General features: G+C 68.9%; 8 protein-coding genes. 6 read left to right on the top strand and 2 right to left on the bottom strand.

What is annotated here, in order from left to right:
* The first annotated feature begins 13 nt into the window (after positions 1-13).
* The 4 genes from HUA74_RS34990 to HUA74_RS34975 all read left to right on the top strand — a co-directional run bounded on the left by HUA74_RS34990 (position 14) and on the right by HUA74_RS34975 (position 9,041).
* Positions 14-3,703 carry a hypothetical protein gene (locus HUA74_RS34990; protein ID WP_174458029.1) on the top strand — a complete coding sequence of 1,230 codons (3,690 nt, stop codon included), beginning with the start codon at positions 14-16 and terminating at the stop codon, positions 3,701-3,703.
* The gene (locus HUA74_RS34985) at positions 3,700-4,239 is read left to right on the top strand and encodes a DUF1318 domain-containing protein (protein ID WP_141641522.1); all 540 of its coding nucleotides are present in this window, start codon (positions 3,700-3,702) and stop codon (positions 4,237-4,239) included. Before HUA74_RS34990 ends, HUA74_RS34985 begins: the two co-directional genes overlap by 4 nt.
* Positions 4,233-7,703 (top strand): PD40 domain-containing protein, encoded by a 3,471-nt coding sequence (locus tag HUA74_RS34980; protein WP_174458028.1) that lies wholly within the window; start codon positions 4,233-4,235, stop codon positions 7,701-7,703. The genes HUA74_RS34985 and HUA74_RS34980 overlap by 7 nt, the downstream gene beginning before the upstream one ends.
* 96 nt (positions 7,704-7,799) lie before the next feature.
* Positions 7,800-9,041: a hypothetical protein gene (locus tag HUA74_RS34975; RefSeq protein WP_174458027.1), complete on the top strand. Its 1,242-nt coding sequence runs from the start codon at positions 7,800-7,802 to the stop codon at positions 9,039-9,041.
* A gap of 46 nt (positions 9,042-9,087) precedes the next feature.
* Here the strand turns inward: HUA74_RS34975 and HUA74_RS34970 are convergent, their stop codons facing one another.
* A complete protein-coding gene (locus HUA74_RS34970) occupies positions 9,088-10,701 on the bottom strand; it encodes a cell division protein FtsK (RefSeq protein ID WP_371817354.1) in 1,614 nt (537 codons plus the stop codon).
* Between the two features lie 248 nt (positions 10,702-10,949).
* Positions 10,950-12,020: a hypothetical protein gene (locus HUA74_RS34965; RefSeq protein ID WP_254625385.1), complete on the bottom strand. Its 1,071-nt coding sequence runs from the start codon at positions 12,018-12,020 to the stop codon at positions 10,950-10,952.
* 178 nt (positions 12,021-12,198) lie between these two features.
* On the opposite strand from HUA74_RS34965, the gene HUA74_RS34960 reads away from it, so the two are divergent.
* Both HUA74_RS34960 and HUA74_RS34955 read left to right on the top strand, forming a co-directional pair.
* Entirely contained in the window at positions 12,199-12,975 is a 777-nt protein-coding gene (locus HUA74_RS34960; protein ID WP_174458025.1) for a hypothetical protein, read from the top strand.
* Between the two features lie 20 nt (positions 12,976-12,995).
* Positions 12,996-14,255 carry a PKD domain-containing protein gene (locus tag HUA74_RS34955; protein ID WP_174458024.1) on the top strand — a complete coding sequence of 420 codons (1,260 nt, stop codon included), beginning with the start codon at positions 12,996-12,998 and terminating at the stop codon, positions 14,253-14,255.
* Positions 14,256-14,440 lie beyond the last annotated feature (185 nt).

Here is a 14,440-nt window from a genome sequence, read left to right as displayed (position 1 = left end):
CTCATCGAGCACCATGGAATCCCCCAGAGCTGAAAGGCCTCGTCGGCGGTGGGCTCGAATCGTCGCGGGCGCGCTCCTGCTGCTCATCGTGCTCCCCGCGCTCGCGCTGCTCACGGCGTGGGTGGTGCTGCACAACCTCGACCGCCCCTGGGTGAAGCAGCGCCTCCTCCCCAGGGTGGAAGCGGCCACGGGGTTGCAACTGGACTACCAGACGGCCCATGTCGCCATCCTGTCGGGGCTGCGACTCGAAGGGTTGGTGGTGCGGACGCCGGCGCCGTTTCAAGGCCTGGCGCCCGAGCTGCTGCGCGTCGGCACGCTGGAGGCGCGGTGGTCGCCGGGCTCGCTCCTCGGTGGGAAGACCCTGGTGGAGCGGGTGGCCCTGCGGGACGTGGCCGTCGTCCTGGTGGCTGACGACGCGGGACCCACGTCCCTCACGCTCCTGACGCAGCCCGAGGCAACCCCGGAGCCACTGCCCGCTGAAGCGCCCCTCGGAACCTCCCAACAGCTCGCTTCCTTCCTGGCTTCGGCGCCGCCCGTCGGGAAGGTCGAGGTATCGGGCGTGTCGGTGACCTATGTCCGCGTCAGGAGCGGCGAGGTCGTGGACCGCTGGTCCTTGCGCGGGCTCGCGGCCGTGCTCGACCTGAAGGAGCAGGACGGCAGATGGAAGGTCTTCGCGAAGCTGGGCGAGGCCGGTGCTCCGCTGCCCCTGGAGGTGAGCCGTGAAGGCCCCGCCGCTCCCACGGGGGTGGCCGCGCTGGAGCTGGCCCTGTCGGTGGAGGCAGGGGCCGAGGCCGCTCGCGCCCAGGTGGACCTGGATGTCACGCGGCAGACCTTCGATTCACGGTTCACCGTTCGCACCCTGCTGCATGGCGCGGTGTCGGCGCGGTTCGATGCCGAGAAGCGGCACAGCATCATCGAGCTGGAGCGCACCCGACTGACCGACAGCGCGCAGGTGGAAGTCCTGGCGGTGCTGCCGGATGCGGCGGACGTGCCCGTGGTCGTGACGCGGGCCCTGGCGGATGTGGACCTCGGACGGTTGTCGCAGGCGGTTCCCGCCGAGTGGCGACCCGCCACCCTCGAACGAGGCAAGGCGCACCTGGATGCGCGGGACGTCACGCTGGGCGCGATGCCGACCCTGGGCACCCAGGGCAAGCTCGGGCTCGATGTCGACGTCACCTCGCTCCGGATGGCCCAGGACGCGCTTCACGTGGCGCTCGGAGATGGACGCGTCTCCCTGGTCGCGACGCCCGATTCGAAGCAGGGGCTGTCCGCTCAACTCACCTTCGCGCTGCGGGGGCTGGCGGTCGACGGGCCCACCACGTTGCGAGTCCCGAAGGCCCACGGCGAGCTGAAGGGACACCAACTGCGGCCGGAGCCCTCGTCTCCGCTCATGGTCGCGGGGGACGCGACGCTGTCCGCCACGGTGGATGCGCTGGACGTCCGTGCCTCCGGTGTCCACGCGAAGGCCGAACGGATGGGCTTCCAGCTCCGAGCCCCGTTGGCCAAAGAGCCGCCCTTCGCGTTGAGCGCGGACCTGCCCGTGGGCGCGCTCCAGGTCGTCATGGCGGATGGCCGCGAGGTGCTGAACGGCCCCGTGCACCTGAAGCTGGACGCGTCGGAGGTGTTCCCGATGCCCGACGAGCCGGGGCGCAGCCGGGCCCGTGCCCGCGTGACGCTCGATGTCGGCGCGGTGCATGCGTCCCTGGATGCCACCAAGGGAACGGACGACGTGGCGTACACCCTGGCCCTCAAGACGCCGGACCTCGTCATCGCGCGGCCCTTCATCCCCAACGACATCGCCGCGCGTCTGGGCTGGAAGGACCTGGGCGTGGACCTGACGTCCAAGGGCACGGTGACGGCGCTCTTTTCTCCCTCGCCTCGCCTGGACCACCGGACGGAGCTGCGCGTGCAGCGGCCGGTCTGGGACGACGTGACGGCCAGCAACATCGCCCTCGTGCTCAACTCACGGGGAGATGCGTGGCGACACAAGGGCGAACTGGACGCGCGGGTCGAAGGGCTGCGCGCCGGTGAGCTCGAGGTGGGGACCCAGCACCAGTTCATGACCCTGGACCTGGACCGCCGGAAGCCGGCGCTCCGGTTGGTCGTCACCAGCAAGGAAGGGCTCAAGGGCGGGGCGGATGTCGCGCTGTCCTTCGACCGGAAGGCCCGTGCGCTTCGCGGCGATGTGACGGCGGACCTTCCGCCCCTGGGTCCCCTGTCAAAGCTCCTGGCCCGGTTCCATGTGCCCGCGGCGGTGGATGCCTCGAAGTTCGCGCTGAAGCTCGACGTGCACGGCACCCTGTTCGGCGTCTTCAAGGACATCACCTCCGAGGGAGAGGTGCGGCTGATGCCTCCTCCGCTGCGGGGCGTGGGCTTCGAGGGGAAGGCCGTGGTGGACGCGCTCGGCATCCGCTGGCGAGAGGATGCCCTCTCCATCAACCTTCCCGCGGCGCGCTGGGTCGTCGAGTCGCGCATCGATGGACCTCGCCGGAGCGTCCACGGCGACCTGACCGCGGAGAAGCTCACGGTCGGCCTGCGGGACCGTCGGTTCACCTTCGCGGACCTGTCCCACGACGCCACCTTCACCTTCTCCGACCAGTGGGAGGCGGACGAAATCGAGGTGAAGCAGAACCTGAAGGCGCGCACGCTCGAGCAGAAGCCGGCGCTGCCCTATCCGGTGCAGGACCTGACGTTGTCGTTCACCGCGCGCCGCAAGGCCTCGGGCGTCATCCATGTCCCCGACCTGTTCCTGTCCAATGGTGGGACGAGCACCGAGCTCAAGGTGAGAGGCAGGCTGGACCTCAGCGAGGAGCGCCGACGCCTGGCGCTGCGGGGACAACTGTCGCAGGACCTGTCCAAGCTCGCTCAGCCCGGTCGCCTGGAGAGCAGCGGCAAGGTCGCGGTCGAGTTCCGGGTGGCGTCTCCCGACCTCGTGGCCTTCCGGACCTTCTCCAGCCTGCTGTTCCAGAACGTGAATGTCCGATTGCCCGAGCAGGGAATCGCCGTCGAGGCGCTCGATGGCAACGTCCCGCTCACGGAGAACTTCCAGTTCACCGAGGGCCAGGTGCGGCTCCTGGACGACATCGACGTGAACCCGTACCCGATGCTGCGGTTCGCCGACCAGCACCCCTTGCTGTCGCGCAGCGGGTTCGTGTCGGTGGCCCGCATCACCACGCCGCAGGTCTCCATCTCACCGCTGGCGGGCAACCTGGCCATCAACCAGCACGTGGTCTCCATGACCCAATTGGAGATGGGCGTGCGCGGCGGGCGCATCACCGGACAGTGGCTCCTGGACTGGCAGGGAAAGCAGTCGACGCTGGAGGCGCGCGTGCGGGCCACCGGCGTGAAGTCCTCGCACGGCGAGCCCTTCGACGGAAATGCCGCCATGGTCATCTCCGCCAAGGACCGCAGCATCAACGGCCGCGCGGAAATCCTGCGCATCGGCAACCGGCACCTGCTCGACCTGCTCGACCTGGAGGACCCTCGCCACGTGGACCCCGCCACCAACCGGGTCCGCTATGCCTTGAGCCTGGGCTATCCGGAGCACGTGCGCGTGAGCTTCAACCACGGCTTTGGCAGCCTGAGCATCACCATGGGCGGTCTGGCCAAGCTGCTCAGCATCAACGACATCCGGGGCATTCCCATGGGGCCCATCGTCGATCAGCTCATCAAATCCGTTCCCTCCCTGGAGGCCACGCCATGAAACACCGCGGGTTGCTGCTGGTGGCCGCGCTGGCCGCTCCCGGGTGCATCAGCGCCCCGGAAATCGTCATGGTGGACCGCGCGACGGCGCTCGAGGAGCAGGCCTCGGGCTCGTTCAAGGACGTGGAGCAGCGGCTCGCGCGCGCGGGCATGAGTCCGACGCCGGTGCCGCTCACGCCCAACCAACTGGAGGAGCTGGGCATCCAGCCCACGCCCCTGGTGGAGAACCTGGGCAGGACGCAGGCGGACCGCGTGGACGAGCTGCTGCGGCGCCACTGCGTGGGCGAGGGGAAGGACGGGCTCCTCGTCGACACCCGTCGTCGCTGTCAGGCGGGGCGTCTGACGTCCGACGACGTCGCGCTGATGGAGCGGGTGAACCGGTCCCGGCTCCAGCTCTGGAAGTGGATGCGGACCGTGCGCCCGGCGGTGACAGAAGAGGCGCTGCGCCAGAGCTGGCATCAGATGCACGCGGAGGGCGTGGTCTGTGGTGGCTGGGTGGAGGCCGCTGACGGTACCTGGGGAGAGAAGAAGTGCTGACGCCCCAGGGGCGGTGCTTGCTGGTGCTGGCCCTGCTCGTCGCGAGCGGCGCGAGCGCGCAGGATGACGAGAACGACGGCGGTGTGCGCATGCCGACACGGCTCACCGTGGGCGTGGGTGACCAGTTCCTCGGGCAGTTGGGGCCCGATGAGAACACGTTGATCTTCGCGTCCAACCGCAACATCGCGACCGAGCTCTACACGCAAGACCTGGAGAAGGGCCGCGAGCGCCGCCTCTTCGACGAAGGCGCCGAGGTGACGTGGCCGCGCGTCAGCCCCGACGGGAAACAGCTGCTCTACATCTCGTTCCGGAATCAGGCCGGAGGCCAGTTGTGTGTGAGGGATTTGCCCGGCACGGAGGAGCGCCGCTGTCTCGACGAGGAGGCCAACGCGCTGCAGGCGGAGTGGATTGATTCGTCACACATCGCGCTGGTGAGCCGCGCCACCATCCAGGGAGACCTGCGGTTGTCGCGGGTGGAGCTGGGGCGCGAGTGGAGCGTGAAGACGCTGCTCGAGCGCAACCTGACCAGCCCCACGCTCACGCCCGATGGGCGCTGGTTGGTGTACGTCCCCGTCGAGCGCTCCGTGACGCAGGTGGGCCCTGGCTTCGCCGCGCGCGCCGCCACCCACCTGGAGGCGCTGCGGTTGGACGTCCCAGGCGCGACTCCCATCGCGATGGACCTGGACCTGCCGGGACAGACCGGGCAGCCGGTGTTCTCGCGCGATGGGCGCTTCCTGTACGTGGTGCAGTTCTTCACCGACTCCACCGGGGACGGGATGATTGATGCCAGCGACACCGGGGTGCTGTTCCGGGTGCCGTTCGAGGTGGAGCGCGACGACGCGCCCGCGCTGGCCGCCGCCGCCAGTCCGACCCAGCTCACCAGCGCGTCCTGGAACTGCCAGTACCCCGCGCCCGCGTCCGCGTCCCTTATCGCGACCTGTTCACGCGCGCAGTCGCTGGATGTGTATCAACTGCCACTGGATGGGCAGGTCCCCAGCACGTGGGAGGTGCCGCAGCTCAACGAGGAGCTGAAGATGGTTGGCAGGCGCGCCGACCAGCTCCTGCTCTACCGCCACCGCCTGTTGCTCGAGGCCCGGCCCAAGGTGCGCCGTTTGTTGATGATGCGCTTGAGCCGGCTCCATCTGGACTCCGAGGACTTTGGCGCGGCGGAGTTCTACGCCGACCAGATGCGGCGGGTGAGTGACCCCGCTACCACGGGCCTGGAGGAGCCGCTGCGAATCCTCATCGACCACCGGCGCGCGCTGAAGGAGCGCGAGCGCGGTCGCATGGTGGAGGAGCTGAGCGACGCGGAACGCAAACGCATGGCCGCGCTGGCGCCCGCCGTCGCGCCCAGTCCGCCCACCGAGGTCCTCCAGCACGTCGTGCGCAGTGAGCTGGCGGAGTCCGCGGGGGACTTCTCGCTGGCCCGTCAGGAGCTGGAGTCGGCCCAGGCGCGGATTGTCGACACCACGCCCCGCGGGGTGCTGGAGGCCTGGTACGCCCAGGCGGACGCGCTGTACCGCAAGCTCGATGACCGGGAGGCCCTGGTCGAAGCGGGACGCCGGCTCTCCATGCACAAGGTCTTCCCGGCGGATGACCAGCTGGACTTCGCGCGCGCCGCCGTCAGCGCCCTGTACCGGGGGCGCCCCTATGCGGAGGCGGATGCCGCCATGGCCCAGGCCCTGGCCTCCGCCCCGGCTGGCTCCGCCTACGCGTTCGCCCTGGAGCTGGGGCGACACGTCAACGCGGTGCACGACGAGCGGCCTCCTCGCCCCGTGAGGGATGCGTTGATGGCGTTCTACCGTCAGCAGCAGGACCCCTTGCGCCGACGCGCGGTGGTGCAGGACGCGGTCGAGCGTGCGTCGGGGCTCGGCGCGGACGGCGTGCTGGAGGCCCTCGCGACGGTGTACGTCGACGACGCCCCGCCCGGCACCGAGGAGCGTCGCCGGGCCGAGCGGTTGTTCCGCCGCGCGCTGATGGGCCGCGCCTATCGCCGGTTGGCGAGGCAGCGAAAGGACGAGGCCCGCGCCGACTTCGACCTCGTGACGAAGCGGACGGGCTTTCTGGAGAGCGCAGTCGAATCGGTGAGCTTGCGCCTGCGCGCCGACGTCAGCCCCGAGGTCGTGGAGAAGGAGGTCACCACCACGTCCCCAAGCATGGCCAGGCCGCTCACGCACTTCGTGAAGGCCTACGTCATGGCGCGCCAGCTCCCCAAGCTGGATGACAAGGCCCATTCCCTGGCGGTGAAGGCGGCCGTGCAGGAGCTGCGCCTGGCGTGGCCGGAGCTCAAGAACCAGCGCGCGGTGCAGGCCCTCCTGGGCGCCATTCACCACGAGGACTTCCTGCGCAGCCGCGCCCCCGCCGCCGCCGAGCGAGCCAACCGGCACTACATGGTCGCCCTGGACCTGATGCGCAACAACGTCCGCTACAAGGCGATGATTCTCGGGGCGTTGGGGATGCTGCACACCCAGGTGGGCAACTACCACATCGCCCTGGGCTACCTCGACCAGCGGGACAAGCTGCCCTACGTGGACAACTGGGCGGGGCTGGCCGTCTCCCTGGCGCGGGCGCGAGTGCTCCTGCATGTCGGGCGTGACGAGGAGGCCGCGAAGGCGGCGGACCAGGCCCTGGCCATGGTGGATGCCACCCCGAGGCTTGCCCGGTTCACCCCGCTCGCGGTGGACCGCGCGGCGCTCTACAACCTCGCTGCTGGCAAGTTCGAGCGTGCGTTGGCGCTCTATGACCGAGAGCTGCCCATCGTTGAAGCGAGCGCTCGTGACGAGGAAGGGCTGCGCAACCGGCTGGTGGTGAGGCTGGCCCGCTGCGCCTCGTCGCTGGGGATGGGCCAGCCCGAGCGGACGTTGGCGGACCTGGACCAGGTGGAGCGCGACCTGTCAGCTCCGGAGGTGAGGGCCTCGCTGAAGTGGGCACGCTCCACGCCGGAGCACGTGCTGCGCACCTATCGCATCATCGTCGCGGGCCTGCGTGCGAACGCGGAGACGCGGCTCGGGCGACTGGATGCCGCCGCCCGTTCGCTCGAACAGCGGCGAGAGCTGTTCCTGGAGCAGTTCGACCAGTTGGATCGGGATGAGGACGTCCGCGCGGTGACGCTGGCGGAGATGCGGCTGGCCGAGAATGCCGTGGACCGACAGGACCCGGCGCTGGCGGCCCGGTGGCTGGGCAAGGCGCTGGAGCACGCGGATGCGCTGGTGGCGCGCACCCATGCACCCGTCGATGCGGGTCAACTGGACGTGCTCTGGTTCGCGGCGCAGTTGCAGGCGAATGGGAGCACACGGATGCCCTTCGATGTGCCCGAGCGCCTGGGCAAGGCGCGGCGCTCCCTCATCGACCAGCGCGACCCGTCCTGGCGCGCGTATCTGGCGTGGTTCGAAATCTACATGGCGCTCAACGCCCACCCGCCCACGGAGGTCCGCGACGCACAGGTGGTGCCCGCCCAGCCGTAATCGGCGCCCCCATGCGAGACTGAAGGCATGACTCGTCATGGCACCTCTCCGGCACCGCCATCCGACAGTGAATGGAGCGAGCTCGAGCAGTCACTCGTGACGTCCTGGCGCCTGGAGACCCTGGCCGTCCATGCCGACCTCCTCCAGCAACGGGGAGACCCCCGTGGCGAGCTGATGGCCCTGGACCTGAACCCCACGCCCGAGGACCGGGGCTGGCGGCACCGACGACAGGCGCTGCTCGCGGAATGGCTGGGCGAGCCGCTCGCGGCCCGCGCGGGACACCTCGTCCAGCATGGCTTCATCCACGCGCTTCGCGATGACCGCTTCCATCCTCCGGGCCTGCTCGACAGTCCGCTGGGGGCGTTCGTGCGGCGCTACACGGTGCGCGGTGATGAACAGGCGCTGGCGCGACTGGCGAGCCGTCCACGGCCCTGGCTGGTTCAGCTCACCTTCATCCCCAGCGGCCCCGGTGTGCAGGTCAGCGACACGGTGCGGGACGCACTCATCGCCGCGACGCCCCATCTCCAGGAGCTTCACCTGCTGGGGGCACGTCCTGTGTTCGACGCCTTTCCCCATCCCTCCGTGCGCCGCGTGTCCGTGGGACAGGAGAACCTCCCCGCCCGACGAAACACCCTCGCCGTTCCGGAAGGGGTCGAAGTGCGTGGCTGTCCTCACGCGGAAGGTCGTCGCGGCCCCTGGGTGGAGGACGCGGAGGTGGAGCTCGCACTCGACGCGGTCCACGAGCAACCTGACTGCGGCCGGCTCCAGGAGTCCTATGACGGGCTCTTCACCGAGGTCGAGTCTGTGTCCGCGCTGCTTGCGCGCCTGCGCTCCGCTGGACTCGTCACGATGGACGGCCCTCTTGTCCGGCTGACGACGGCGGGGCGTGTCCAGCGCAACCTGGAGCCCCTCCGTTCTCCTCGGCTCCCCGCCGCGCAGCTCGACTTCGGCCGTTGGTTTCTCTGGGCCGAGGCGCGTCGGCGGACAGGGGAACATGACCAGGTGCTTATCGGCAGCCTGCGCAGCCATATCCCCTGGCTCGAACAGTGTCTCTCGCGCGTCCCTCTCGACAAGCGCGTCCAGGACACGCTGGTGAGCTATCGCCGCTTCCTCAGCGACACGCTGGTTCCAGCCGATGAGCACGAGGTCCGCGCGTTCGACTCACCTGATGCTCTCGCCGAGGCCGTGGAGACGCTGTTGGAGCTGGAGGACCTGGACCTGGGGTTCATCCACCAGGAGGACCCCTTCGCCGAGGAGGCGCTCCTTCCACTGGAAGCCGCGCTCGACTCCACGCGGGCTCCTCGCCAGGCTCTCTTCCACCTCGTGTGGGGCTCTTGAGGCGGACGTGACGGCGGGTTGGAGGAGCGCCTGGCGCTTTCATTGCTCAAGGCACGGAGTAGAGCCCGACGATGTTCGGGTCCAGCGTGGCGCTGGAGAGCCGCAGGCCCGTGGCGGCGCTGACGCTCGTGACGTCACTCACGCCCAGGTCCGCCAGGGAGAATGACACCGCTCCCAGCTTGGACTGCACCGTGCCGGGCGGGGTGCCGGTGATGCTGCCCACGCCGCTCGTGTACGAGACAGTCGCCAGGGCGGTGGACGTGGTGCCCGCGGCGGAGGGCGTGAAGTCGCTCGCGAGCAGCGCCAGTGAGTAGCTGCCCACGGGTTGATTGGATGCGTTGACCAGCGTGACGGTGACGCTGTCGCCCAGGGTGGTGGAAGTCGTCGTGCTGTCGACGATGAAGAAGCGCGTCTTCGCGGTGAACGCGGTGCCGAACTGGAAGTGGCCCGTGCCGACGTTGTTCGCGCCGTCGTGGATGCCCAGGCCGGAGGCGGCCACGTTGGCGTTGGCGGGCGCGGTGCCCACGGCGCTCGGCGTGTTGCCGCCGGTGATTCCCTGGGCCGTCGCACCCACGAGCTGGGTGAAGGTTCCCTCCGCCGTGGTGAGCGACGCCAACTGGGCCACGCCGGTGAGGACGGCCGGAGTGCCCGCCGTCACCGCGCCCGTGAAGGTGGCGCGGGTAGCGGGAAGGCGCGTGGGGCCTCCTCCGACGGGAGGCTCGGCCTGGGTCGTGATTTCATGGGCGATGCGGTGGAGGTTGCCCGCGTCGGTGGCGCTGATGCCCAGCTCGGCCGCCGCGCTGCCCGCGCCCGTGGCGAGACTTCGGGGGTCGTCCTGCGTCACCCTGGCGAACAGCACCGCCGCGGACAGGTAGCTGCCGTACTTGCTCGAGTGACGGCTGTCCTGCGCGCTCCACAGATTGAACATGCCCGGGGAGATGCCATCCGCGGGGTTCGGGTCGGCCAGCCCCTGGTCCACCGCGCGCAGGAAGCCTTCCCCCACGCGGGCGACCCCCGTGAAGCCCAGGTCCCGGGAGGCCTTGAAGTAGGAATCACGCAGGTCCGTCTGCATCGCCTGCAGCCCCGAGGTGCCGCTCGGGTAGCCCTGCGTGCCCACGCCCGTGGGCGAGGCCCAGGTCTCATACAGGAACAGGTTCGCGGCCGGGTTCTTGGAGAGCACCAGTGAGAGCAGGGTGCGCGCGGCGTCCGTGAAGGCCGTGGGGGCGCCGCCTCGCGCCGTGGGCAGCGGCGTCGTGCTCTGCTCCTGCAAAACGACGGCGGTCCAGATCGGCTGGCCGATGATGGCGGCCCTGTTGGAGGCATGCCAGCCGAGCGTCTGGCCACTGGCCGTTTCAAGGCTGACATTGAACGAGAGGCCCGCCTGCACGGTCAGCTTCTTGAAGATGCCAGGGATTCCTCCCACGCCGGAGCCGTTCGTGTCGGTGACCGCGGCCTTGTTGTACGAATAGGCCGGCTCCTCGTGCCCGTGGGTGAAGCTGTTGCCCACGAAGAGGATGGTGTCGCCCGCGATGGCGGCGCTGGAGTCGTCCAGGGCGCCGTCCTCCTCGGTGGCCGCGAGGGCGGAGCATCCCACGCCGATGGAGAGCAGGCTCCAGGTCATCAGTCCCAGCAAAGTCACCTCGATTGGAGAACGGCGCACGACGCCTCCCTCACGACTTCGACGAGCCCGATGCCCCTGTGAATACCTGGGCCTTACTCCGGGCCCTGCAACTTATGCTCCGATGGGTACCCGCGCATCAGGTGCCGCGACGGTGTGTGCCAGCACCGGCGCCAACGCGGCGAAGACGCCCAGGATGATGGGAATTCACGAGGCGCGGCCATGAGGGCAGTGCAGGGAACAGCGGTCCTCCTGTCAAGTCGCCGGGACCCGGTGCTCGGGGCGGCGACTCAGGGGATGCGTGCGTCGAGCCACGTCAGGTGCGCGTCGATGGTCTCCGATACGACTTGTGCTTGCTCGGATGCACCAGGCTCGGTGTATGGGTTGCCAATCTCCTTGTGCTTCCACTTCACCCAGGTCTGCTTGTACCAACCCCAATCGAGGTTCGTTCCCGTTGACGGCGGCGTGGCGCCGGCGTACCCGGAGAAGGCTCGGATGCCCGTGGCGGGGGCGACCTCCTGGCCTCCCACCACATGGAAGATGTGGAGCCGGTCGCGACGGGGGAACTGGGCGGTCAGGTTCGTGGCCCACGCTCCATAGAAGGTGCCCCAGGGCCGCACGGGGTTGTTGATCTTGCTGTCGAAGGTCCCCAGTTCGTCCTGGCTGTTGCGACACACTCCGTCGAACGACGACACATAGATGTTGATGCCGTCGAGCGTCGTGTTCGCTCGAAGCGCCTGGGCCAGGCGCATCACCAGACATCCGCCCCGCGAGCTGCCCGCGAGATAGATGGAGCGCGTCTCCGGACGGACCTGGGCCAGCAGCCAGCCCACGAACCCGTTGACGATGCGCTGCTTCGTGTCGCTGTCGTCCAGGTGGTTGAAGTTGCTGTCATTGACCAGGGCCAGCCAGGTCTTCCCTCGAGGAAACCATCCCAGGGTGTCCAGCTTCATCGCCAGTGAGCGGCCGTCCAGACTCACGTTGGGGCAGGAGACGCTGTCGCAGGACGCGTCCCAGTTCGACGACTGCCCCGTGACGCCACTGGAGTGGCCGCTGCTCGAAATCTTCTGGCCCGCCGACATGACGACGAGCGCTTCTCGCACGCCAGGTGCATCCGCCTCCGCGATGCGGATGTCGTGGAGCGTGCTGTCGGAGGCGCCCGCCGCTCGGAAGTGCTCGAAGCCGGCCGCCGCCTGATAGGCGCCCGAGGCGTTCTTGTAGACGACGCGCCGCGATACCACCGTCCTGCCGGCGCCGCTGGGATAGGCCAGTGCCTGGGCCTGGGCCTCCAATGCGCCATCGGATTCCAGAGGGCCGCCACAGCCCGTGAGGATGCCTCCGAGCAGCAGGACCCGATTCATCCATGAGAAGACACGACGAGAAATCCCTGGGGTGAGAACCATGTGTTGCACCGCCTCCTGGAAGGGTATGAAGTGAGTCTTTCATATCTTTCCAGGTGGACAGAGAATGCTTCGAAGTCCTTCGAGAGAACGACGTGGGGCAGGCCGCCCGGGTGCTCGTGCAGCACGCTGCGTCGCCGTGTCGTTGGGCCTGTTGCTCGCCTTCGCGTCCACGGGGGCGCGCGCGGATGGGTTGTCCGTCATCCCCTACGGCGACAACTGCTGGGGCACGGGGACGGACTCGGACCGGGATGGCCTGAATGACGACTGTGAGCAGCAGGTCGCGCGCTGGTTCATGCCGCTGTTCTGGTTCGACACGGGAGAGAGTGGCTACGAGCGCCATCCCTACTTCGCGGTGAAGAGCGAGGGCTTCGCGACGCGGACGCTGCGCATCTTCTATCTGGACACCTTCTTCGAGGACACGGGTGTCACCACCGGCCACGACGGCGACCCCGAGTTCCAGATCTTCGAGGTCCATTACTCCGGGGGCCGCTGGTATCTCGACTGGGTCTATCTGTCGGCGCACCGCAAGAGCGTGTGTGAGTCGTCCGCCTGGTATTCGTACGAGCAGCTCGAATACGACACGCGCGACGCGCGCAATGCCTACCGTGGCTGGCCCGTGCTGTACGTCGCCGAGGACAAACACGCGACGTACAACAACCTCGCCACCTGTGACAGTGGGTGCTTCGCCCAGGATTACTGCAGTCGCCATGTGGCCCAGTACCTGGACACGGCGTCCGCGCCACTGGTGTCCCGCAACGTGGGGTCGACAGGGGTTCCTCTCATCAACTCCGTGGTGTTGAACGGAAAGACGGAGCGGTTGCTCGACGACGTCGACTTCAAGGGCTGGGATGACCAGTGGTACCGGCCGAACTCGAAGGGGTACTTCCGGCACCTCAACGACTTCGGTTTCTAGCGCCACCCGGAAGCCGACGTATGTCGCTCGAACCTCTTCGAGTCCGCTCTCGGACGCGCGTGGCCGTCGTCACGGGCGTCGCCGTGCTGCTGCTGGCCCTGGCGGTGGTGCTCCCCGCGCGTGACGGTGGGGTGGGGGAAGTCCGGCGCCCGGAGACGGCGGTGCCGGAGGTTCCGAGCGCGCCGGTGGTGGCACCTCGGTCTCCCGAGGTCCGTGAAGCGCGTGCGGCTTCGGCGCCCATTCCCGCCAATGTCTCCGGACAGGCCCTGTCGGCGGCGCTGAACGAGGAGCGGGTGGTGCTCGCCTCCAGCACCTTCATCGAGCACCTGGAGATGGACCGGCCCTGGGCTTGTGCGGGTGGGCAGGTCTCCCTTGCGGGCAGGGTGGGGGGAGCGCCGGAGTCAGGTGCCCTCTACCGCTGGGTGTGGCCGGGAAGGGATGCGGCGGCGGAGCTGCATCCAGGGGCTCGACTCCAGTGGCGCGCGCCCGCCGAGCCGGGCACCTATTTCGTACGCTTCCAGGTGTGCAAGGACCTGGGCGGACGGCGTGTGGGCGTCCTGGCCGAGGAGCTGCTCCGAATCGAGGTCCGTGACTGTGACGACGACGGCGCCGCGCGAGAGGAGGGCCAGCTGCGGGTCGACGTCATCCAGCGCGCCAATGGGGCCTTCCTCTTTCGTGCCGTCTCGGCGGAGTCCGAGTCGCTGTCAGGTCATGCCTGGGACTTCGGTGACGGCAGCACCGCGTTCACGTCGGGGCCCGAAGTCACGCATGCCTATGACACCCGTGCGCAGGACGTCCGGACCTTCACGGTGAGGCTCCTGGCCGGGCGGGGCGAAGGGGCCGCGCTGAGCGCCACCGCCTTCGTGAGTGTGCGCGGGCAGCCGCCTTCCGATGAGCCGCTGCCGGCGACGCTCGCGTTGTCACGCGCTCGTGCGGACGCGGAGGAGTGGCGGAGCGAGGTGTCCGTCGAAGTCCCGGAGCCAGGCGTCGTCACCTGGGAGCGTGTGGAGCGCTCGATGATTCACTGGAACGACCAGGTGGATGCCTACACGCTCCCGTGGCGAGAGGTCATCACGGTGGAGGCGGAGACGGGCCGTGGCGGCCTCCGGGGCTTCGTCATGGTGCGCCCATCCGAGCTGGCGGTGACCGTGAAACGGGTCGTCGATGTCCTTCACGGACGCGACGAAGGTGGCAGGGCGGTCTCCTTGTCGTGGGCCTCCTTCAAACGAGAGGCCGCGCCCGTGACGTCCCCCGTCGAGGCCCAACTCCCCCTCAAGTAGCGGACAGCATACGCGTTGTCCCGTAGGCGTGTTTGTCGATGCGGGCCAATGCATGGCATTCGCTTGCCCGCAGAGTGCGGGTGGTGGGCTTGTCTGGGGATGATGTCGCATTCGACCTGAGTCCAATTGGCTTGAGATGCACCTCCTGGACATGTTGCCAATGACAGGGTGTGAACACGAAAGGC

Source organism: Myxococcus sp. CA051A, from assembly GCF_013336705.1.
Taxonomy (GTDB): Bacteria; Myxococcota; Myxococcia; order Myxococcales; family Myxococcaceae; genus Myxococcus; species Myxococcus llanfairpwllgwyngyllgogerychwyrndrobwllllantysiliogogogochensis.
The sequence above is the reverse complement of the archived record's forward strand: the minus strand, read 5'-3'. Positions and strand labels throughout refer to the sequence as shown.